Source organism: Mucilaginibacter sabulilitoris (genome assembly GCF_034262375.1).
Lineage (GTDB): Bacteria > Bacteroidota > Bacteroidia > Sphingobacteriales > Sphingobacteriaceae > Mucilaginibacter > Mucilaginibacter sabulilitoris.
Genome location: NZ_CP139558.1, coordinates 4,989,019 through 5,010,342 on the forward strand (window position 1 = coordinate 4,989,019; position 21,324 = coordinate 5,010,342).

General features: G+C 41.3%; 19 protein-coding genes. 13 read left to right on the forward strand and 6 right to left on the reverse strand.

Annotation, left to right across the window (positions count from 1 at the left end; all coding sequences use genetic code 11):
• Positions 1-3 precede the first annotated feature (3 nt).
• The 4 genes from SNE25_RS21505 to SNE25_RS21520 all read left to right on the forward strand — a co-directional run bounded on the left by SNE25_RS21505 (position 4) and on the right by SNE25_RS21520 (position 6,337).
• Positions 4-3,996, forward strand: coding sequence for a hypothetical protein (locus SNE25_RS21505; protein WP_321561063.1), 3,993 nt, complete (start codon positions 4-6; stop codon positions 3,994-3,996).
• Positions 3,997-4,129: 133 nt separating this feature from the next.
• A complete protein-coding gene (locus SNE25_RS21510; RefSeq protein WP_321561064.1) occupies positions 4,130-4,954 on the forward strand; it encodes a hypothetical protein in 825 nt (274 codons plus the stop codon).
• Positions 4,951-5,916 (forward strand): hypothetical protein, encoded by a 966-nt coding sequence (locus SNE25_RS21515; RefSeq protein ID WP_321561065.1) that lies wholly within the window; start codon positions 4,951-4,953, stop codon positions 5,914-5,916. The genes SNE25_RS21510 and SNE25_RS21515 overlap by 4 nt, the downstream gene beginning before the upstream one ends.
• Positions 5,917-5,938: 22 nt before the next feature.
• The gene (locus SNE25_RS21520) at positions 5,939-6,337 is read left to right on the forward strand and encodes a hypothetical protein (RefSeq protein WP_321561066.1); all 399 of its coding nucleotides are present in this window, start codon (positions 5,939-5,941) and stop codon (positions 6,335-6,337) included.
• A 94-nt stretch (positions 6,338-6,431) separates the two neighbouring features.
• Here SNE25_RS21520 and SNE25_RS21525 read toward each other — a convergent pair whose 3' ends face one another.
• On the reverse strand, positions 6,432-8,273 hold the full coding sequence (locus SNE25_RS21525; protein WP_321561067.1) for an alkaline phosphatase: 1,842 nt from the start codon (positions 8,271-8,273) through the stop codon (positions 6,432-6,434).
• A 209-nt stretch (positions 8,274-8,482) separates the two neighbouring features.
• Between SNE25_RS21525 and SNE25_RS21530 the strand changes: the two genes are divergently transcribed.
• The 3 genes from SNE25_RS21530 to SNE25_RS21540 all read left to right on the forward strand — a co-directional run bounded on the left by SNE25_RS21530 (position 8,483) and on the right by SNE25_RS21540 (position 10,108).
• On the forward strand, positions 8,483-9,007 hold the full coding sequence (locus SNE25_RS21530) for a hypothetical protein (protein WP_321561068.1): 525 nt from the start codon (positions 8,483-8,485) through the stop codon (positions 9,005-9,007).
• 11 nt (positions 9,008-9,018) lie between these two features.
• Positions 9,019-9,588, forward strand: a complete 570-nt coding sequence (locus tag SNE25_RS21535; RefSeq protein WP_321561069.1) for a Crp/Fnr family transcriptional regulator — start codon at positions 9,019-9,021, stop codon at positions 9,586-9,588.
• Positions 9,589-9,667: 79 nt separating this feature from the next.
• Positions 9,668-10,108 (forward strand): DoxX family protein, encoded by a 441-nt coding sequence (locus SNE25_RS21540; protein ID WP_321561070.1) that lies wholly within the window; start codon positions 9,668-9,670, stop codon positions 10,106-10,108.
• 51 nt (positions 10,109-10,159) lie between these two features.
• On the opposite strand, the gene SNE25_RS21545 is transcribed toward SNE25_RS21540, so the two are convergent.
• Entirely contained in the window at positions 10,160-11,851 is a 1,692-nt protein-coding gene (locus SNE25_RS21545; RefSeq protein ID WP_321561071.1) for an arylsulfatase, read from the reverse strand.
• A gap of 124 nt (positions 11,852-11,975) precedes the next feature.
• Here SNE25_RS21545 and SNE25_RS21550 point away from each other — a divergent pair, with 124 nt between their 5' ends.
• Positions 11,976-12,572 carry a DUF2238 domain-containing protein gene (locus tag SNE25_RS21550; RefSeq protein WP_321561072.1) on the forward strand — a complete coding sequence of 199 codons (597 nt, stop codon included), beginning with the start codon at positions 11,976-11,978 and terminating at the stop codon, positions 12,570-12,572.
• 139 nt (positions 12,573-12,711) lie between these two features.
• On the forward strand, positions 12,712-14,010 hold the full coding sequence (locus SNE25_RS21555) for an NAD(P)/FAD-dependent oxidoreductase (protein WP_321561073.1): 1,299 nt from the start codon (positions 12,712-12,714) through the stop codon (positions 14,008-14,010).
• Positions 14,011-14,026: 16 nt separating this feature from the next.
• Here SNE25_RS21555 and SNE25_RS21560 read toward each other — a convergent pair whose 3' ends face one another.
• The 3 genes from SNE25_RS21560 to SNE25_RS21570 form a co-directional block, all read right to left on the reverse strand.
• Positions 14,027-15,289, reverse strand: a complete 1,263-nt coding sequence (locus tag SNE25_RS21560; protein ID WP_321561074.1) for a hypothetical protein — start codon at positions 15,287-15,289, stop codon at positions 14,027-14,029.
• A 136-nt stretch (positions 15,290-15,425) separates the two neighbouring features.
• Entirely contained in the window at positions 15,426-16,076 is a 651-nt protein-coding gene (locus tag SNE25_RS21565; RefSeq protein ID WP_321561075.1) for an HD domain-containing protein, read from the reverse strand.
• A 67-nt stretch (positions 16,077-16,143) separates the two neighbouring features.
• Complete coding sequence (locus SNE25_RS21570) at positions 16,144-17,055, reverse strand: helix-turn-helix domain-containing protein (RefSeq protein WP_321561076.1); 912 nt, start codon at positions 17,053-17,055, stop codon at positions 16,144-16,146.
• Positions 17,056-17,172: 117 nt separating this feature from the next.
• Here SNE25_RS21570 and SNE25_RS21575 point away from each other — a divergent pair, with 117 nt between their 5' ends.
• The 4 genes from SNE25_RS21575 to SNE25_RS21590 all read left to right on the forward strand — a co-directional run bounded on the left by SNE25_RS21575 (position 17,173) and on the right by SNE25_RS21590 (position 20,891).
• On the forward strand, positions 17,173-18,438 hold the full coding sequence (locus SNE25_RS21575; RefSeq protein WP_321561077.1) for an FAD-dependent monooxygenase: 1,266 nt from the start codon (positions 17,173-17,175) through the stop codon (positions 18,436-18,438).
• A gap of 45 nt (positions 18,439-18,483) precedes the next feature.
• Positions 18,484-19,404, forward strand: a complete 921-nt coding sequence (locus SNE25_RS21580) for an AraC family transcriptional regulator (RefSeq protein ID WP_321561078.1) — start codon at positions 18,484-18,486, stop codon at positions 19,402-19,404.
• A 131-nt stretch (positions 19,405-19,535) separates the two neighbouring features.
• Entirely contained in the window at positions 19,536-20,393 is an 858-nt protein-coding gene (locus SNE25_RS21585; RefSeq protein ID WP_321561079.1) for an oxidoreductase, read from the forward strand.
• A 126-nt stretch (positions 20,394-20,519) separates the two neighbouring features.
• Positions 20,520-20,891 (forward strand): DMT family protein, encoded by a 372-nt coding sequence (locus tag SNE25_RS21590; RefSeq protein WP_321561080.1) that lies wholly within the window; start codon positions 20,520-20,522, stop codon positions 20,889-20,891.
• A 13-nt stretch (positions 20,892-20,904) separates the two neighbouring features.
• On the opposite strand, the gene SNE25_RS21595 is transcribed toward SNE25_RS21590, so the two are convergent.
• Complete coding sequence (locus tag SNE25_RS21595; RefSeq protein ID WP_321561081.1) at positions 20,905-21,270, reverse strand: response regulator transcription factor; 366 nt, start codon at positions 21,268-21,270, stop codon at positions 20,905-20,907.
• Positions 21,271-21,324 lie beyond the last annotated feature (54 nt).

Genomic DNA, 21,324 nt, shown 5'->3' on the forward strand with positions numbered 1-21,324 from the left:
CCTATGATACCGGAACCAATTATTTTTGTTTTGCCCTTTCCCCAGTTTTTACAAATTGGCGAAACAGCCGTATTAAGCTGCAACGTGTTGCTTACACCCAAATTTAGCCCGCTTGAGCCTTTGGCGGTAGATGGGGGGACTACCTTTGATCCGTTTGCCTCGGCAAAGCTGCAAATGAATGCATGGCTGGTAAAAGGAGGTACAGAGGTAGTGCCTAACCTGGACAGAAATAATGGCGAATATACGCTCAAAAACAACCTTATATCATTAACTACCGACCGATCAGAACTCTTCACTAAAGTAGGAAGTTTTTTCACTATTGATGATGCAAAGAAAAGAACATTATCTATTACTCAGATTAATAAATATTTACCAGAGGCTTATCGTAATTCATTTGATTTTAATAACCCTCGCACGGCAAATGCCAAAACAGATGACAGCTATTTCTGTGCTTTAAAACAAACGAACTCTGCACCCGCCAATATAGTCCCCGATCATACGGTTAACTGGGCGCAGGTTTATGGCTTTTGCCTGCAGCAACCGTTAATGGCCGAAAAATTGGGCCTGTTACACCGGCAGATCAATCTCGACGCAATACCTGCTGATTTTTTTAAGGAAGGCGGTTGGATCTACTTTGAATTTAGTGCCCAGGATAGCACCACTTCTTATGACAAACTTAATAGCAGTCAGGTTCAGCTATATGCTGCCCGTATACCGGCCATAACCGAATCCCGCCATCTGTTTGCACCGGTATTGTTTCCGGTTGTGGCAGACCTGGCGCCTACCCAACCCTTTGACGAGGCATTCAGGGATCTGATCCGCTATGATGATGGTTACGCCAAAATTGTGCATGCCAGTCAGTCAGTTAGCATAAATAATCTGGTCGAGGCACCTGATGGCAACCCGCCTGTCACAGACCAGGGCATACGGTTAGGCTGGGATGATGAACAGATATTAATATGGTATAATAACAGCATTAATGCCAAAAGAAATCCGGCCGATCCTCCTTCCAGCATTCTTAGTTTAAGCCGCTATCGTATTGATGTGGCCAAGGCAAACGATATCGACAAAAAAGACCTGCAGGAAAATGCTTTAAACTGGGAATCGCAGGTAATTGTTCATGCTGATAACCTGCAAACAGCGGGTATTGATCTGGGTGAATTTTATGAAGAGCTGGGACTTGAAGTATCGCCGGTAAAACACAATGGTAGCCCTGATTTTTGGCTTCCGGTATTTTTTACCAATTGGAACGGAAATTCACTTTGCTTGCCCGACCCGGTAGCTGAAGAGATTTTCCTGCTGAAAGAACAATTGGATAAAAAAGCAGCAGATCTGGAAGCACTTACCGGCAAACCGGCCTTAAGGGCAGATGGTGCGGGTATTTATCACCAAAAAGAAACAGACTATACAGTTCAGTTAAAATATGGCAATACTTATGCTTTTAGGGTAAGGCTAACAGATTTGACTGGCGGTGGCCCCGCTGCATCTACATTTTCCGTTCATCCTGGCGAAAGCAAAATAGCATGGTGCCCTTTTAAAAGACATGTAGCACCACAGGTGCCTGTAATAAAGAAAGTGGATATTGAAAACATTACTGTTACCCGTCCACGCTTAAACTATCCGGCTATATTGTATACCGGCCAGGATAACTCCGTTATCATTAATGAACTAAAAGCCGATCGCATAAGATTAAGCGATTTGCATAAAAACTCCATCACCCCTGCTACTCCCGATTCGCCAGCTGTGGTCACTGACCCAGCAGCGTTGAAGGAGTCATCAAGAGAGGTAAGCTTGCCCGATCCGGACGCTGATACTATATCAATTATTATCGAGGTAAAAACATTGAATATGGATCGTGAAGGTTCATATCATGCCTTACATCAGATCGACACAAAAGAGCCTTATATATTTTTATATGAAACCACCCGCCCTTTCCCGGCTTATCAGCTGGATCATAACTCGGCAGGAGATCAGATTGACCTGAAATTCGACTTCCAGGATATTCCCGCAATTAATTTTGGTGCAGATGCTAATGACCTTGGGTTTGAGGGCGATCTCACTGTAAATAATGGCCCCCTGATACTACCTTCAGCTCGTGACGTGCGCCTTACCATACGAACTTATTGTAAAGCGGCTGCTGAAAATTACTTTGCACCCGGCGATTTTCGGTATAGTCTACCTATTACTTTAACCATTAGAAAAGATCCAGCGAAACTGGAAACAAAACCCCTACTATTAGCACCTGTAAACGGGAACGATGATATGGTTAGTATTTTCTTTCGCCCGCCTCAAAAAGATACGCCGGATTTGCGTAAAGCGGCAAGCGTATCAGGCCGGCAAAATCAAACAGATAGCGATGTTATTGAACGCTTAGCCAACGAAACAAAGCTGGTATCCAAAGCCCTTACATTAATGGGAGCCGATAACGTGCGTACACAGTTTGGCTGCAGCCGTATCATAGGGCATTCTTTATCGCCAGACTATTCGTCAATAACCTTTGCCAGCAGGGATGATCTGGCCCATAAATGGATCAACGTGCTGCAGCTTGACCTGAACCGGGACTGGACCTGGGATATACTGCAGCCAGTAGCTTTTAAAATTAAACGGCAATGGCGTTTTGAAACAGAAGCTGATATGCTGGAACTGGAGGTTGGCGAGATATCCTTGTCAAAAGGCTTAAACTGGCAACAAATGGATGAGCCGGACCGCTCGAAAACCCGTTTGGTGTTTATTGATGCGCTCGACCCCAAACCCGGCGGCGACCAGTTACCTGAACCTATAGAAGTGCACTACCAGGTTATACCACAATTTAAAGATATATTCGCTCCCGATGGAACACCTGCTTTTGAATGGAACGAGGCCGAGGTAGATATTATAGTTGATAACTACTTGCCTATTGCCACAAATCCTGTTCAGATACCCGAAATTGTTTCTGTAGGTATAGCAGTTACCCCCGAGGATGCAGAGTTACAACTTTTTGAAAATCAGTACTCCGAAACATCCTACCGGCGTAAATACCTGTGGGTTGAATTTGCCGAACCTGTAAAAGATTATAAGGATACCTATTTTGCAAGGATATTACAGTACTCAGCCGATCCGATGCTTGCAGTAATGCCAAATATTCCCCATCCTGAAATTGAAATGCCGGAGCCGGCTATAAATCTGGAACCCGAAAACATCAGAGTGATCAGAAACCATCAGCAAATCGATTTTTCAGGATTAGAAGCTATGCAGCAGATGATACCAACAACAGACGGTAATCTCAAATCGCGGCACTTTTTATTGCCACTGCCCAAAGGCTTAACTCCGGAATCAAAAGAGTTGTTCGGCTTTTTTACTTACGAATTCAGGATAGGCCATTGTTTAAAATGGAGCATGGCCCAAGCAAGGCACAGCCGTTCCATCCGCGTTACAGGCGTTCAGCACCCTGCCCCACCGATGCAACTGAGTATCAGACGCGAAAACGATGTAATACTTGTTAGCTCCGTCTATGCACAATCGTATGCTGATGGAAAAGATTGTACACCAGCTATGCCACGCACAGAAATTTATGCATTGTTATACGCACAGGTTATACAGGCCGATGGCGTACAATACCGCAATGTGCTGATTGACGAGTTGCCCTTACTTAAACCTGTTTATGAATCCGATGAAGTAAAGCGTGAGGAGCTTATTAAAATTCAAATGCAATCATACCGTACTTTTTATACTAACGCAGCGCCTTATGCCCTGGCACCGCCAGAACCGCCGGTAGGGTTTTCTTTCTGGAGGATGAATAAAATTAGAAATAAGCTCAGGCATATAGGCATTGATGTTAACGCCCCGTTAAGCGTATTAACTATAGAGCTATTTCCGCCCAACAACCATGTTGATTTTATTAATATGCGTTTCAAAGCGGTGCATTTTCAGGGTTTGCAATCTATAGATCTGGACAAGATCAGGATCCTGCGAACGTCCAGGCTATGCAAGATAACCGACACCTGTACCGTATCGTAATTTCACTTTAATTTAAAGTAAAAAGCGCAATCATAAACACGTAAAAATACTGATAATTAATATTTTACAAGTTAAATCATTGCTTAAAGGTTTTTTTTAAATTAACTTTATTATATCAAATCCTCGTAAAGCAATGGCTGCCAGTTCCGAAAAACGAATATCGCAATTGACATGGGTTATTCTTTCGGCCCTGGGGTTTGTGCTATTTGTTGCCGCTGCTATTGTGCTGATAAGTTTCAGTAACCAAACCGGCAACATAAAACCACAGGTATTTTATTTCTTACTGGTAATGATTGGTTTAATCGCCTCCGGCTTTTTGTTTGGCGCATTAAAATCACATGCTAAATACTCAGGTAAAGTATACAATGGAACACTTGAGCTTGGGGGGCCAACGGTATTATTCATTATAGTTATTTATTTAGGTATCAAATTTTCCTCAACGCCCCAAAACTTCACACTCAAATTCACGGTGTTTGGATCGGCCGGCAAAAATGAACTTGTTAACAAGGGCATGATGAAGGTACTATTCAACAAACCCGACTCCAGCCTCATTGAAAACGGAACGGCCAGTTTTACCGACGTATCAACCGATATGCAGGGAAAATCCGTCACCGTAATTCCTATTGTGGCCGGTTACTATACCTCGGGTCAGGATGTCGTAGTGCCAAACAATGGTTCTGCGATTGAAATCCATCTCACCAGAAAACCCGATTCCACGTTAGTCAGTGGCATTGTGGTCAATATGAATGGCCAGCCTGTTCCTGAAGCAGTTGTTACCATGGCCGATGGTTTGTTCAGATGTGTATCTGATGAATTTGGAAACTTCAGATTAGCCCTGCCTTATAAAGACGGGACGGAATTACCGGTAAGAGTATATCGAAAAAGTAAATTATGTTATAATAACACCCAGCTCATGTCGGCCAAAGTGCCGCTAACGTTACAGCTTCATTCGCCATGAAAACTATATTTATCCTGCTCATAGCACTGTACGCGGATATAGTTATCTGCAGGGCCCAAACCAGCTCCTTTAAAGGACAAGTTTGGAGTAGTAATAGTGCTGTAAGAAATTTCACGGTGCTTGTTGATACCAAATCAGCTACAACAAACGACGCCGGTGTTTTCAATACTCCTATAAATACCAGTACTACGCAAGTAACTGTTCAGTTATCAAGCAAAAACTACATTATCGTATACCCTATTGGTGGCAAGGTGTTAATTCCCAAAGACCCTGCTTTAGTTACCCAAATTGTTATTGAGCCATTTCAGTCAAACAAATACATCCAAAAATATATGGCTGAATTTAAACAGCTTAAAGAATCTGCCGGTAAAAGCAGCACCGAAGTAAAGGCGATACAAACCCAATTAGATTCTATCACCCAAATACTTTACAAGTTTAACTACACCGCAACAGATCTTAAAAATGCGCAGGAACGACAAGATGGAATGGACCTGTTTTATCCTGAGATCACATCAACCCTGCAAAATTATATTATCCAGGCCCGAACCGTAAATGCAGCCTTTAAATTTACTGCTGAATACGCCTTTGAAAAGCCCACTGCATTGGAGAAGCTTGTTCAGGCAATCAATAATTATAACCCTGCCTATAATAAACTCGCGATGAACTACCCTACCTATTCCAGAAAAATACAAGACTATTGGCAAGATGAAAGCTTAAAAACGGCTTTTGATGGCATAGTCGATACCCTTATCAACACTATTCATAAAAAAACGATCTTTCCTTTAAATGAACTAAAGACCCGTATAAACGAATATTTTATAGGAAGTACTAATCAAGATAAAGCAAAAGCTAAAAAAGATATACAGGATCAGATAGCGACCATAGTACCGGTATTAACTGAACAGATAAATGGTATGGAGCTAAGGATCCTTCAATTTCAAAACCAATTAAAAAATTATTAACCTTATTTAAATCCCCTGTAAAATGAAAACAATTTTTAGAAGTACGATGGCCGGTGCAGCTTTGATTGTATTGGTCCTAGTTTGGTCATGCGGTAAGGATGGCGGCGGTATAGTAGATATTTTTATTCCAGATATTGAAGGAAACTGGTTCAATAATGCCAATGACAAGGATAAATTTTCATTTTTTGATGTTCCGCCCAAAGGTTCGGCAACAGGTACTTTTTCCGGAAATGAATTTGATGACGATATTCAAATCGGATCCCTTACAGGTTCATTTGATCATTCGAAAATTAATTTTACGGTGACTTTTAATGATGTAAACATCAAACCGATTACCTACACCGGAACCATTGCCGGATCACCAACAAGGACAATGACACTTGCTGCGCCCGGAAAAAAACTTAACCTGACCAAGCAATAAAACAAACACATAATAATAAAAGCTCCGTGAAATATAAATTTCACGGAGCTTTTATTATTTAAGAGCAATCATCGGGACGATGTAAACGCTGTCATTATTTTGCTTTGATGAGCGCGAGTAATTTGTTAAAAATATCTGTATTAGGATAAACACCTTTAAAATCGCCGGAGTGAGGTCCGTAAGCAAAAACCGGTACCGGGGTACCTGTATGGTCATTGGTGCTAAAATTGCCCCAAACATAACCGTTAGCTATACTACCATCAAGCAGTGTTAAGCCGCCAGTTTCATGATCGGCAGTAACAATAACCAGTGTTTCACCGTCTTCATCGGCAAAGCGCAAGGCATCACCTACCATGCGATCAAAATCTGCATTTTCGGTAACCACCTGCTTCAGGTTGTTGTTATGGCCGCCATTATCTATCTGCGAACCTTCAATCATCATAAAAAAGCCCTGTGGATTGCTTTTAAAAGTAGTTGTTACCTTTTTTAAAGCCTTTGCTAAATAGTCTCCCCTGCCTTCCATTTTTGGCCGGGTTACGCTATCGTCAACCAATGCAACGATCTTTTGAGCCGGCGAATTTAAAAATTCATCAAAATTGCGAATAATGGTATATCCCTTTTGTTTCAACTTATCTAATGGTGTTTCGCCATTGACTTTTTGAGTGAAATATTGAGAACCAGAACCTAACAAAATATCAATCGGGGTTGACACCATATCGTTAGCAATTGCTGTCATATTGCTACGTTCTGATTGATGTGCATAAAAAACAGCCGGTGTAGCGTCAGTTAATTCACAAGCAGCAATGTCTGCAGTTTTTTTTCCTGCCTCAGCACTGTAAACTGCCAACGATTTTAACGGTTTGCCTGATGCATCAACTCCTACTGCCCGATCGTTTGTTTTTTGGCCGGTGGCAAAGGCTGTACCCCCTGCGGCCGAATCTGTAATATAAGCATCAGCAGCGTTGGTTACAGAGAAACCTATATTCTGCATCTGGAATATATTCAACTGTCCGCGGTTAGCCGTATAGGTTGAATAGATCTGCGATAATCCCATACCGTCGCCAATACATAAAATGACATTTTTAACCTTTTTGGCCGCCCCATCTGAGTTGTAGGTTGGATGGTAAACCGGGTAAGGCGCAGCTGCATGATATTCATCTTTTTGTTTGTTGTTCAGGAAATCACCAAGCTCTTCAATCTTATCGGTACCTATCACATCAACACCCAACCTGATCAAAGCCAGCCAGCTGCTTTTTGTATCGGGCGTTTCCCAGAAACGGACTTTTTTGCCTGTGTTGTGTACACTGTCAATACCGGCTTTTATCTTGCTGATCTCTTCATGATTTAATACCCCTTTACCATTCCATTTCATGTATTTACCAAACGGGAAGCTCACCAAACCTATTCTTTTCCACTGTTCAGGATTAAAACCATCCAGGTGATCAACATCAAACGAAATCCAATCGGGATAGTTGCTAAATTCAGCCGGCGGAGGCACCGCGCCCGTCATCACAATAGATAACCGGCCAGGGTGGCCAGGATATGAAAAATACTGTTCCAGTGGTTTCAATTCTTTTATAACCAGGGGCAATATGGCTTTATGATCTTCTTTTATCTCAATAAGCAAACGCAGCTGCCTTTGGGTATCACGCTTAAACTTTTCAATTAAAGGATTGATATATAAGTTTTTTAATGATCTGCTGGCGGTTATATCCTTTTTATCATGAGCTACCATAAGTTGTCCGTTAACCGCAAACACGTCGGCCTCAATTGAGCCAAACCCTTTTTCGTAGGCTCTTAAAAAGGGGATACTGTTTTTATAATCGTTATGAGAGTGCGCGTCGGCAACGGTATATGATTGTTTTTGTGCATATGAGGTTATGCTAATACCTAACAATAGCCCCAATACGGTAGTTCCTTTTATAAGTTTATTCATTTTGATTTTCTAATGTAAAACGGTTACGCAATATAGCCCGGTTTTAATTTGCGCCAAAGAAACCGTTATGTTATTAATACAAATTAAAGTAAATATTAACGTGATCCTTTTTTTGACGGCACCAGTTCATTCTTTTGAATAATTTACCATAGTTTGTTTAATGTTATTTATTATATTTAAATTATCATTAACCCCTAAAAATCAACACTATGCCTAATCACCTTTCCATTCTTGGAATTATTCACACTATTATCAGTGTACTTGCCATCATGGTGGCCGTTGTAGCATTATTTCGCTATGGTAAAATAAGTCCGGGAAACGTGCCTGGCAAATCTTATATCATACTCACAATCATCACATGTTTAACAGGTTTCCCAATCATGCGAACAGGGCAACCAACAGCAGGGCACGCACTCGGAATAATTATACTTGTAATACTCCCTATCGCAGTTTATGCCCGGTCGATCCGCTTTTTTGGAAAAAGCGCCGATTATGTACAGATCATCCTGATGTCGTTAACCCTTTTCTTCTCCATGATCCCCGCCACGGTAGAGTCATTGACACGCCTCCCGATTGCGAAGCCATTAGCAGGCGGTCCTGATGATCCTCTTGTAAAAATGTGGCTCGGCATTTGGTTCGCAGTGTATTTAGCGGGCACAACATATCAGATTATCAAATTAAGAAACCAAAGAAAAGCGGTGGGCCCATCTGACGGTACCGTTAATCTTGGTTAAGCCGTCATATTATGAATTTGCTGTTACAGCACATTCATCAGCATTCCAAACTTACAGCTGATGAAGACACTCTTGTGCTTTCAAATTTTAAAACAAAAAAACTTAAAAAGAACGAATACTTATTAAGGGCGAATGAGGTTTGCAGGTATGAGAGCTTTATTATCAAAGGATGCTTAAAGGCTTATACGCTTGATGAACAAGGCGCGGAACATATAGCCCTTTTTGGCGTGGAAAACTGGTATGTCGGTGATCTGTATAGTTTTTTAACGGCCCAACCCTCTACACTTTATATAGCAGCACTGGAAGACACCGAGATTTTACAAATAGATAAAAGCACCCTCGACAAATTACTAACAGATGTGCCCACAATGGAGCGGTACTTCCGGATACTTTTCCAAAACGCATTTGTTGCCACGCAGGCGCGCGCTATAGAAGCCATTAGCCTAACAGCCGAGCAGCGTTATGAAATTTTCCTGAAACGTTACCCCAACATTAACCAGCGCATCCCGCAATATCTCATAGCTTCATACCTGGGTATAACACCGCAGTTTTTAAGTAAAATACGCAAGAAAAAAACATGATATTTTCATTAATTTATTAATGTAGTTTCATAAACGGCACCTTCGGCTTCCCGAATTTTGTTTCATTAAAACAAATATCATGAGCAAAATTTTTGAAACATCGGGCAGTTGGTCTGCAGCGATTACACGTTTAACTATCTCACTTATATTACTACCTCATGGGGCGCAAAAACTACTTGGTATTTTTGGCGGCATGGGCTTTACCAACACCATGCAATACTTTACCCAGGTAGTTCATTTACCATGGCTTATTGGCTTTATAGTTATCATAACTGAGTTTGCCGGTTCTATTATGCTTTTATTGGGTTTGGCTACCCGAATAATTGCAGGGCTTGTAATTATATTGTTTATAGGCATCATTATTACCCATCACTGGCAGGCCGGTTTTTTTATGGATTGGTTTGGTGCCAACCCTAAAGGTTTTGAAGGAATTGAATTTGATTTACTGATGATTGGTTTAGCAATATCCCTTGTAATAAGCGGTGGAGGTAAACTTTCCGTAGATCAGACTTTCATATAAAATTACCCAATGCTTAAGTATTTGTACTTTAAGCATTGGGCATTTATCACCTTATTTTGAATGAGGCTTTGGATAAACATTATTTTCCGCAGCCCACTGATGCCACATAAATGCCATTTGTTTTACCCTATCGGGATATTTGGCAGAAACTTCTTTAGTCTCTGTTTCATCGTCTGCAATGTGGAACAGATTCCATGTGGTATCTTTGGCCAGTGAAACCAGTTTCCAGTCCTGATACCGAACGTAACGGGCGCCAAAGTGCTCGTTAAACAGCGGTTCGTCAGTAGTAATATGGCCTTTGAATGAACCGGCAAGGCTTTGCCCCTGAGTAGGTATAACTGCAAGCCCTTTATATTGGGTGGGATACTTTGCTTTTGCAACAGCTACAAACGTTGCCATAAAATCTTTAACATGGCCAAGCTGGTTTGACAAACTTCCACCTTTAACAGTTATGCCTTCGGGCCAAAACGCTATCATAGGCGTATGTATCCCTCCCTCAAATGATTCTGCTTTCCAGTACCGATAAGGCGTGTTGGCTACGTTGGCCCACCTTTGACCTATAGAGGCGTAAGAGGTTTCCTTACCGGAGATAACTTGTTTTTTCAGATCATAAACAATCTTCTCCCCTGTCCGTGTTTGATCCGGTCGGTCAAAGCCTGGGCCGTAAGCTGTACAGTTTTCATTACTGGCGCCGTTATCACTTAAAAAAACAATCAATGTATTATCAAGCCGGCCGGTTTCTTTTAATGCTTTTATGATGCGTCCTATCCCCTGATCCATCCGGTCAATCATCGCAGCATGCACAGCCATGGCAGCTGCGTCCCAGTCTTTATCAGGGTTATCTTCCCATCTCAAATTATCTCCCCATCGTGGTGAAAGCGGGGTTTTAATCGGATCGATCAATCCTGCTTTTACCTGTTTATTGTAACGACGTGCGCGGATGCTATCCCATCCAACTTTATAGGTGTCTTTATATTTGGCTATGTCCTCGGGTAATGCCATCAACGGCCAGTGAGGCGCGTTTTCTGCCACATACAAAAAGAAGGGTTTATCTTCTTTGCTAAACTGCTTTATATAAGCAGCAGCAGTATCATTTATAGCATCGGTATGATAATAGTTTTTAGGAACATTTCTTATGGGCGTTGTTCCGCTTACCAAACTAAACGGGTCAAAATAATCAATTACGCCCCATATGGTTCCGAAGAACTTTTCAAATCCGCGACTGGTTGGATATTGAGCCAGCGGTGAAAAGGTGTCATAATAAGCCTGATGATTAAGCCATTTCAATTGCTCTTTGGCATCCTTCTGGCCAATAGTATTTGAGACATGCCATTTTCCGGACATGGCAGTATGATAACCCGCGCTTTTTAAAACTTCTGCTATGGTAACGGAATTTTCGGATAAATGACCAAGATAACCCGGCTCATCTTCCTGATCGGTCATATTGCCTATTCCGGCCCGCTGGTTATATAAACCCGTTAGCAGCGAGGCCCGTGTTGGGCAGCAACGAGAAGTATTATAGAAACGTGTGTATCGCAAACCATGAGCTGCCAGATAATCAATATTGGGCGTGTGTATTTCAGAACCGTAACAACCAATATCAGAAAAGCCAAGGTCATCGGCCATAATTATCACAATACTAGGCCTGCTGTCTTTAGGGTTATTATTAACCGGCTTTTTAAAGAACATAAACAGGCATCCGATCAATAATGCCACGGCATATAAGCTGATCCTTTTTATCATATTTCTCAGATAGGTGCGGCATAAAAATAAAAACAATATGCATTAAAGTAAAATATGCGAGTTGTTACACAATAAACTTTATGAGGTTGGCTTTAAATTCTACTTTTAATATCCATATTAGGCTATGAAAAAATATTACATATTAATTTTTCTATTCATTGTCGGTCTAATTATATCCGGAATAAATCCTCATGATTATTTTACCTGGATATTGGAAGTCTTTCCGGCTATTTTAGGTTTTATGGTTCTGATAATTACGTTTAAGCGTTTCCGCTTCAGTTATTTTACCTACGTGATGATATTATTTCATTGCTATGTATTGTTTGTTGGCGGGCATTATACTTATGCCGAAGTCCCTTTATTTAACTGGATAAAGGAGGCGTTTAACCAAGGCCGAAATAATTATGATAAACTTGGTCATTTTACCCAGGGTTTTGTACCGGCAATGATTGTACGGGAGCTATTTATCCGCTTGCATGTTATACAGAAAAAGACCTGGATATCGTTTTTAACTGTATGCGTTTGCTTAAGCATTAGCGCATGTTATGAGTTTTTAGAATGGCTCGTAGTCATCGTATCCGGACAATCTGGCGATGCATTTTTAGGGACCCAGGGGTATATATGGGATACCCAGTCGGACATGTTTTACGCCATGATAGGCGCCATTTGCATGGTGGTATTTGTACCTAAATTTCAGGATAAAGCTATCGCTAATCTCTAAGTTAGTGTAATTTATACACCATTAATCATCTCATTGTAAATACTTAACCTCAGCCTTCTATTGGGAGTTCCAAAACATTGATAAATACCAGAATATAGGTATATTTGTGTACAAAGTACACTATCAAATACTTTACAAAATGAGCACTCCTAAAACTATACCGACAGCTACTGGCAATGTCCAAAATGCTGTTAAAAAAATTGTTATTGTTGGAGGTGGATTTGCAGGGATTAACCTTGCCGAACAAGTAGCCAAAAACAAAAACTACCAGGTTATTTTGCTTGATAAAAACAACTATAATTACTTCCCTCCTCTGCTTTACCAGGTGGCTACCAGCTTTCTTGATGCATCAGATATCAGCTATCCGTTCCGCAAATTATTCCGGAATAAAAGGATCAGCTATCGCATGGCCGAAGTAGTAAAGATAGACCCAGCGTCACAGACAGTACATTTAACAGACGAAGAGCTTAAATATGATTACCTGGTATTTGCATCAGGTGCCCGCATAAACTTTTTTGGGATGGAAAATGTTCAGCGCAACGCCATCCCTATGAAAACCATTGACGATGCCCTGCATATGCGTAATACGCTGCTTCAAACTATGGAAGAAGCTGCTATGACGCAAGACCGCGAAGAACGGAAAAAACTCCTTACCATTGTTGTTGCCGGCGGCGGCCCAACAGGTGTGGAAATAGCAGGTATGCTGGCCGAAATGAAGAAAAACATCTTCCTGAAAGATTATCCGGAACTGAAGGGTACTCCGGGTGGAATTTATATTGTTGATGGCGGTAAAAACCTGTTAGGCCCCATGAGCGAAAAAACGCATCAGGAAGCTTACAAGGTTTTAACCGAACTGGGTGTAAAAGTAAAATTAAATACCCAGGTAAAGGATTTCGATCAACACAAAGTTACCCTGTCAACCGGCGAAACTATTGAAGCAAAAACGTTGATATGGGCTGCAGGCATTACCGCCAATACTTTTGATGGCATCCCGGAAACCAGTCTGGGCATTGGCCGCAGAATGATAACCGACGAATTTAATAAGGTTACAGGCCTGGACAACGTTTATGCCATTGGCGATGCCAGCGTGCAGATAACCGATGAACGCTATCCTAAAGGACACCCGCAATTAGCACAGGTGGCTATACAGCAGGGCCGGAACCTGGCGAAAAACTTTATTGCCATGATTAAATATAAACCGCTAAGCCCTTTTCATTATTTCGACAAAGGCGATATGGCTATTATCGGCCGTAATAAAGCGGTAGTCGACTTGTTTAAAAACAAGTTGCATATTGGCGGTATCATGGCTTTGTTCATGTGGTTGTTTATCCACTTAATTTCGCTGGTAAATTACCGCAATAAGCTAAAAACCCTTTATAACTGGGCAACGGCCTACCTGTCAAAAGACCAGTCGTTGCGAATGATATTCAGATCATAAAGCCTGTTTTGCCCCGTTATTTGTTTGTTGAAGCGGATGCCCAAATGTTGCGGATGGTATCTTCATCACCGTGACCTTCGGGCACCGCAGCGCTGGCGTTGTTCGCATAATACCAGCGCTTGTTGTCAAGTGGTGATGTAGTTTGCCGGCCGCCGGGCATTTCCAGGTGCCCGTTCGGGTCGGTTTTCTTTATCCAGTCATAGGCATAACGTAGCCATTGCGTGCGGTATGGTTTATCCTGATGTGCAAACCAGCTTATCTCATCATAACCCCAAACCCAAAAGGGTATATCGCCGGCATTTTCCTGTCCGGGCCTTTTACTCACACCATAATTATCAAATTCAACCAGGTAAGGCAGATGCTCACAGCTCCAGCCGCTTGGTGTTATTCCGCCTTTGCTGCGTAAATAAAGGGCATCGGTATGGCCAACCTGCAGAGTTGCGTCTTCAGGTTTCCCCGGCGTTTCCACGATCCGGAGTGGAAAGGCATGAACATCCATCAATAATTTCCCGTTGCGTACAAAACCACCGCCGGGTACATGCGAATCGCAAATGACCATATGCCTGCGGGCATGTTTGGCTGCGTAAGTTCTTATCAGGGTTAATATCTGCGCGTAATGATCCAGATTAGGATCGTTTTTATTCATGAGTTCCACCTGTCCAAAATGAATACCCTCTATACCAGCATCGATATAGGATTTTGCCAGGTAATAGAAAAATAATTTAGTTTCAGGTCTGCTTACATCCGGCACCGAACCCCTGCCCCACTGGCCCTTGAATTTCCCATCGGCATACAGCATATCGTCATAACTAAAATTGCGTTTTTGTATGGGCATATCTAATGCTGCAAAAGCCCAGTTGGGTACGGGAAGCTGCTCTACCTCTTTGGTTACTATTTCAAATATGCATGCTTGTAATATAATATCGGGATCGCTGGCATGTGCCTTAGCGGCGAGTTCCTTTTCCTGTTGCAGATTTCCGGGGATAGCTGCTTCTTCTCCCCATTGACACACAGCACGACCGATAAACTTGGCTCCTATATTTTTGATCATCCTCAGGTTATCATCAAAGTTACCCTTGCCAATAAGCAGGCTTTGCATTGTGATTGATCTATCCAGATAGTTTTCCAATACTTCACGGGATATGTTCTTATCAAATCGGTAATCTCCTGGGGGTGCAAATTTGATGTTTCGGCTAAAGCCTGAAAAGCCAGGCACGAGGAAAAGGATAGCAGCGCTTAAAGCAATCCGTTCCAAAAATTTCAGTGCAGATAAACTCATTATACAGGTTTTATTAATTGGATGTACTCAAAAATATCAACCCGTATAAATATTTTATTAATATATCATTAATAAGTATAAAATCAATGCAAAACCCCACCTTGTTCGCGCATTTCGCATTGATTAGCCATATAAATTATTCACTCCAGGGCGAATGCAGGATACAATCGCAAAAGTTTTTACGATGAAAGTTCGGGATCATAAAAGCGCACACATCGGCTTTAATATTACCAAAAGTAGTTTCGGTTTTATGCTCAAATCCGCTAAAGAAAGTGGGGATAATGTTTTTCTTAAAATCGTTACGCGGAAATGCATATATAATTTCCTCCCGATGCTCTGCGTTCAAATTTTCGTAACCTTCACCCATTACGTCCAGCCCAACACCCGAGTACATGAGCGCAACTTCCGGCTCCTTATGCTCGGCAATACCAATAGTGGTATGCAGCGCTATAGTATCCCACACCAGTTGTAATGACTCTTTTGGCAAGCCGTGGCTTTTCAGGAAATCACGGGCGGCATTGGCACCATCTACTTCAAAACGCAGATCGGGGCTGCTGTAATGTTTAGTTAAACCCAGGTCATGAAATACCGAGCTCACATAAAGCAGTTCAGGATCATATTGTAAGTTATCTCGTTTTCCGTTTAGTGAAGCAAAAAGGAATACGCGCAAAGAGTGGTTATAAATAAACTCTGTGCCGTGCTCCAGCAAAAGTTCTGTGGCCTGGCTGGCAATGGCGCTATCGGGAATGCTGATCCCAGCTAATGATTTTACTTTGTTTACTGACATATTTGTTGATTTTATATCAACAAAATTAGTGGCAGTATAGCACCTGTGGAATGTTAAAAACCGTCAATCACATGCCAATATTTACAAAATGGCCGCGGTAATCATTGGGCGATACCTGAGTATTTTTCTTGAAAAAATGACTGAACTGATCGGGTGTAGAAAAATTGAGATGAAAGGCTATCTCTTTTACCGGCTTGGACGAGAATTGCAATGAGCGCTTGGCCTCAGCAATTACCTGTCCGTTAATTATATCCTTAGCTCCTTTACCACTACAGCGCCGGCACAGATCAGACAATTTACGAGCCGAAACACCTAATTGCAGGGCGAAATCGGCCACCTCATGAGTAGTTTGATATTGCTGACTAACCAACTCCACAAACCTGCGATAAAGCTGATTTTCGTAACTATCATACCCATTTACCAGAGATGCATTAACATTGGCTATCTTGATCATTATAATCTTTAGGTAAGCAGCCAGCGCATCCAGCTTATTAGAGTAATCATCTTTTATAAATTCCAGATGTAACAGCTTAAATAAACCATTTACTTCAGTGTAATCAGTATCACTTAACGGTAATTGCTGATTGGCAGCTGCGTTATTAAACAATACTGCTTTGCAGTTACTGGCGCTGCCGGGAGCTTTTTCCCAAAAGCAATCCCCAAAAGAAAGCTCGTAGCCTGTTATCTCTGTACCCGGGCCAAAGGCATATAACTGTGCTTTAGCCACTAAAAACAACTCGCTACCATTAACCTTGTAAATAACATCATCAACCTGAAGTGTGCCGTTACCCGTCTCCAATATAAAAACACGGTTATAATTGGCGCGGCAAACAAGCAGGTTATCAAAATACTGTTTTGACAAGTGAGTTATGGAGAAGGAATCTTTTAACTCCCTATCCATACGTGTTTGCAAAAAATCGTGCTTTTCCATACCGTTAACAAAGCTATAAATCATGAACCACTGAAGCGTCATACTCATTTAAATAAATTATAATTCATTTAGCCCTTCGTTCACCGAGAATTTAAGGCACTTCGCCGAAATTCATTAACTGCGTTTGCCGGCTATGGCCATCTTTGATTTATTATTTGATAACCTATGGCAAACGACAACATAAATAACCGGAATATTTTAATATCGGGAGCAAGCATAGCCGGACCGGCATTAGCTTATTGGTTAAATCAATACGGATTTAATGTTACCATTGTTGAAAAGTCGCCCGAGCTCCGAAAAGGAGGATACAGGATCGATATTCGGGGAGCGGCTACTGAAGTGGCAAGTCGTATGGGCATTTTAAATAAAGTAAAAGAATTAAATACCGCAATGCGTGGTTCGTCATTTATACATGCAAATGGCAAGCGCTATGCAAACCTGAAAGATCCCAACTTATTTGGTATGCGGCAGAGTACCGACATAGAGATTATGCGCGGTGAATTATCGGGCATCTTGTATGCCGAAACTAACGATCAAACCGAATATATTTTCGATGATTCCATTACAGATATTACCCAAACTGATGAACTGGTAACTGTCACTTTTAAGAACGGAGGGCAGCGCGATTTTGATTTGGTAGTAGCAGCTGATGGCTTACGGTCAAATGTGCGGACGCTGGCGTTTGACAAGGAAAATATTAACGTTGATCATTTAGGATATTATGTGTCTATTTTCACTACTCCCAACTTTTTTGATCTCGATCACTGGGAATTGAGTTATCCGGGCCTTGATAAAACTGTAAATGTATACAGCACAGGCAACAATCAGGAGGCCAAGGCTTTTTTCATGTTTGCTGCCCCCGAAGCCAATTATGATCATCGTGACATAGCGCAACAAAAACAAATGGTAATTGACCAGTTTAAAAATGAAGGTTCAGCCATTTCGCGAATATTAAATGCTATTCATGATACGCCCGATTTTTATTTTGATTCGATAAGTCAGGTAAAAACGGATAGTTTATCAAATGGCAGGGTTGTTTTGCTTGGCGACGCGGGCTATTGCCCCTCGCCTGCTTCTGGCCAGGGCAGCAGTCTCGCGTTAGTTGGCGCTTATGTTTTGGCCGGTGAACTCGCCGCCGCCGGGGATTATCAAATAGCCTTTAAAACTTACGAAAGCCAGATGAGGTGGTTTGTTAAAGCTAACCAAAAGCTTGGTGCCACCGTTTTAAAAGAAATGGTAGCCAAATCAAAAACACAACTCTGGTTACAAACTACTATGATGAGCATTTTACTTAAACTGCCCGGGAAAGAGCGCATATTGCGCGGTTTTATGAAAGAAATGCAGCTTGCCGTTGATGAAGCTGCAAATGCCATTGAGTTACGGGACTATGCCCGTTATCATTTGCAGGCAATAAAAAGTGATCATTTTTAATAAATGTGGTTTCATTAGTTAATTTTGATAATCAAAATTAAAAAGATGCAAACCACATTAGACAGCAAACTCATTGATACTCTGCGTGACCTGCCCGATATGATACCGGTTATGCGTGAGTTTTATGAAAGCTGGACTATTAAGGTGTTTAACCGCGAACAGCATGAATGCCGTAATTACCTGTCGCCCAACAGACGAGAGTTTTATAAAGTTTTAATGATAACTAAAGGCGCTGGAGTATTTACTATGGGCCTTAATACCTACTATATTGAAGAGCCAACCCTCTTGTTTATTCATCCCAATGATATTATTTCCTGGAAAAACCTTTCAGACCAGTCAGGCGGATATTACGTACTTTTCAAAAAATCATTTATCAGCGAACACCCGCAGCTAAAAGCCACAATTGATAAATTCGGCTTATTTACCGAAAAGCATAAAAGTGTGATCCGCCTGGCAGAACATGAAATTCCTGTGCTTAATCAACTGTTCATCAGCATGAAAAATGAAGAACTGTCTGACAGTGAATTTAAGGAAGATGCCATGCAGGCCTATTTACAGCTATTGATGGTAGAAAGTATGAAAGTAGCCCGCTACCCGAAACCCGATGCGGTGAATGAAGAGTATAACCACATACACCAGTTTTTTAACCTGCTCGAAAAGGAAACATCAGGCATTAACTATGAAAACCCGATACGTTTAAAAACTGCCAAAGAATTTGCGTCCGATTTAGCGGTACATCCCAATCATTTAAACGCGTTATTAAAAAAACATACCGGGCAAAATGTAAGTACCCATATCCGCAACCGGCTGCTTGAAGAAGCCAAGGTGCTCCTGTTACAAACCGACTGGACCTTGCAAAATATAAGCTACAGTATAGGCTTTGCCGAACAGCCCAGCTTCAACCTGTTCTTTAAAAAAAACACCGGAGTTACCCCAACCGAGTTCAGGAAAGCGTATCAATCCTGATCTAAGACCTATATTTTATCTGATTACAACAAATCTTTGAAATTCATAATAAACGCTTTGTTATTGTTATAAGCTACCCTCGGTTTTGTCAGCAACTTTGGTATATCAAAAAACAATAAAAAATTAAAGCAATGAAAACTCAAAAAACATGGTTCATTACCGGCGCCTCAAGAGGTTTCGGCCTTAACATTACTAAAGCAGTATTAGCATCTGGCGATAAAGTGGTAGCAACCGTTCGCAGTAAAGCCGAAGAACTGGTAGCACAATTCAATAATAACGAAAACCTGTTTGTTGTAACCCTTGATATTACCAATGAAGATCAAGCCAAACAAGCAGCAGCACAAGCCGCCGATCATTTTGGCCGTATTGATGTATTAGTAAACAATGCCGGTTATGGCTTGCTGGCCGCTGTTGAAGAAGCAACCGCCCGCGAAGTAAAGCAAAACTACGAGGTGAATGTATTTGGTACGCTGAATGTGATCCGCGCCATATTGCCATACATGCGTAAACAACGCGCTGGTCATGTGATTAATATATCATCTGTCGGCGGCTTAAGCAGTTACTATGGCTGGGGAGTATATGGATCAACCAAATTTGCCATGGAAGGTATTACTGAAGGTTTGGCGTTGGAACTTGCCCCATTAGGTATACACGCTACCGTAGTTGCTCCCGGTTTTTTCCGTACCAATTTCTTAGACGAATCATCACTAAGCAATACAACAAATATTATTGATGACTATGATGAAACTGTTGGAACAATGCGCAAATTTGCAATTGAAGCTAACAACAAACAGCCCGGCGATCCTGAAAAGCTGGCTCAGGCCTTTGTTAAACTTGCCGCATCAGAAAATCCTCCGGTGCACTTACCGTTGGGCAATGACACCCTTACCAGATTCAGAGAAAAAACTGCTGCTTTTGAAAAAGATATAGCCGATTGGTATGAAGTAGTTACCGGTACCGACCATGATGATGTAGTTGCAAAAGCTTAAACAAATTTGTTAAAAACTAAAAAAGCTGTACAAAATGATATCATTTGTGCAGCTTTTTTAGTTAAAAATGAATATTATTTGATGTGTAACAATCCTCGCCGTAATTTGCCTTACTTTATAACAAATATGAAAGGCTTAAGAACAATTCTATTTTTAACTATCTCCAATACATTTATGACGTTTGCCTGGTATGGGCACCTAAAATTCAAAGAATTCTCCTGGGGCAAAAACCTGGGCATCTTCTCTATCATTGTGATTAGTTGGGGGCTTGCGTTTTTTGAATATCTTTTTCAGGTACCGGCCAATGAGGGTGGCTTTAAGGCAAACGGAGGCCCTTTTTCTTTGGTTCAGCTTAAAACTATACAGGAAGCCATAACCCTTATTGTTTTTATGCTGTTCACCTTAACATTTTTTAAAGATGAAAAACTGGGCTGGAACCATTTGCTTGGTTTTGCGCTTATTGTGCTGGCGGTATTTGTAATATTTAAGAAATGGTGATTTACATACCGCGTTAAACAAGATTCTTTAACTGTCTGTCTATAAGTTCAATAAGCTCAATCATATCAAAAGGTTTGCTTAAATATGCATCAGCGCCGCATCCATCGGCAATATCAGCCAAACCATCGCATCCTGATATCATTATAACAGGTACATTCATGGTTAAGGGATGTTGTTTTATGGCCTTACAAAGCTCGCTTCCCAAACCATCCTTTAACCTGTTGTCAACGAGCACCAGATCAGGCATGTGCAGAATTACTCCCTTTATCGAATTTTTATCAGCATACGCAGTGGTGTAATAACCCTCGGCTTTTAAAAACAACTGTATCGCTTCAGACAAGTCATTGTCGTCTTCAACAATAAATATTTTCTTATTCATAGGTTTTGATGTGTGTAGACAAGCAAATTTACTTAGTAAATAATTAACAATCAA

Bases quoted from the DNA above. Each gene is read 5' to 3' on its own strand.
- SNE25_RS21505 (WP_321561063.1), top strand. From the start codon at position 4: ATGATACCGGAACCAATTATTTTTGTTTTGCCCTTTCCCCAGTTTTTA.
- SNE25_RS21510 (WP_321561064.1), top strand. From the start codon at position 4,130: ATGGCTGCCAGTTCCGAAAAACGAATATCGCAATTGACATGGGTTATT.
- SNE25_RS21515 (WP_321561065.1), top strand. From the start codon at position 4,951: ATGAAAACTATATTTATCCTGCTCATAGCACTGTACGCGGATATAGTT.
- SNE25_RS21520 (WP_321561066.1), top strand. From the start codon at position 5,939: ATGAAAACAATTTTTAGAAGTACGATGGCCGGTGCAGCTTTGATTGTA.
- SNE25_RS21525 (WP_321561067.1), bottom strand. From the start codon at position 8,273: ATGAATAAACTTATAAAAGGAACTACCGTATTGGGGCTATTGTTAGGT.
- SNE25_RS21530 (WP_321561068.1), top strand. From the start codon at position 8,483: ATGCCTAATCACCTTTCCATTCTTGGAATTATTCACACTATTATCAGT.
- SNE25_RS21535 (WP_321561069.1), top strand. From the start codon at position 9,019: ATGAATTTGCTGTTACAGCACATTCATCAGCATTCCAAACTTACAGCT.
- SNE25_RS21540 (WP_321561070.1), top strand. From the start codon at position 9,668: ATGAGCAAAATTTTTGAAACATCGGGCAGTTGGTCTGCAGCGATTACA.
- SNE25_RS21545 (WP_321561071.1), bottom strand. From the start codon at position 11,851: ATGATAAAAAGGATCAGCTTATATGCCGTGGCATTATTGATCGGATGC.
- SNE25_RS21550 (WP_321561072.1), top strand. From the start codon at position 11,976: ATGAAAAAATATTACATATTAATTTTTCTATTCATTGTCGGTCTAATT.
- SNE25_RS21555 (WP_321561073.1), top strand. From the start codon at position 12,712: ATGAGCACTCCTAAAACTATACCGACAGCTACTGGCAATGTCCAAAAT.
- SNE25_RS21560 (WP_321561074.1), bottom strand. From the start codon at position 15,289: ATGAGTTTATCTGCACTGAAATTTTTGGAACGGATTGCTTTAAGCGCT.
- SNE25_RS21565 (WP_321561075.1), bottom strand. From the start codon at position 16,076: ATGTCAGTAAACAAAGTAAAATCATTAGCTGGGATCAGCATTCCCGAT.
- SNE25_RS21570 (WP_321561076.1), bottom strand. From the start codon at position 17,055: ATGAGTATGACGCTTCAGTGGTTCATGATTTATAGCTTTGTTAACGGT.
- SNE25_RS21575 (WP_321561077.1), top strand. From the start codon at position 17,173: ATGGCAAACGACAACATAAATAACCGGAATATTTTAATATCGGGAGCA.
- SNE25_RS21580 (WP_321561078.1), top strand. From the start codon at position 18,484: ATGCAAACCACATTAGACAGCAAACTCATTGATACTCTGCGTGACCTG.
- SNE25_RS21585 (WP_321561079.1), top strand. From the start codon at position 19,536: ATGAAAACTCAAAAAACATGGTTCATTACCGGCGCCTCAAGAGGTTTC.
- SNE25_RS21590 (WP_321561080.1), top strand. From the start codon at position 20,520: ATGAAAGGCTTAAGAACAATTCTATTTTTAACTATCTCCAATACATTT.
- SNE25_RS21595 (WP_321561081.1), bottom strand. From the start codon at position 21,270: ATGAATAAGAAAATATTTATTGTTGAAGACGACAATGACTTGTCTGAA.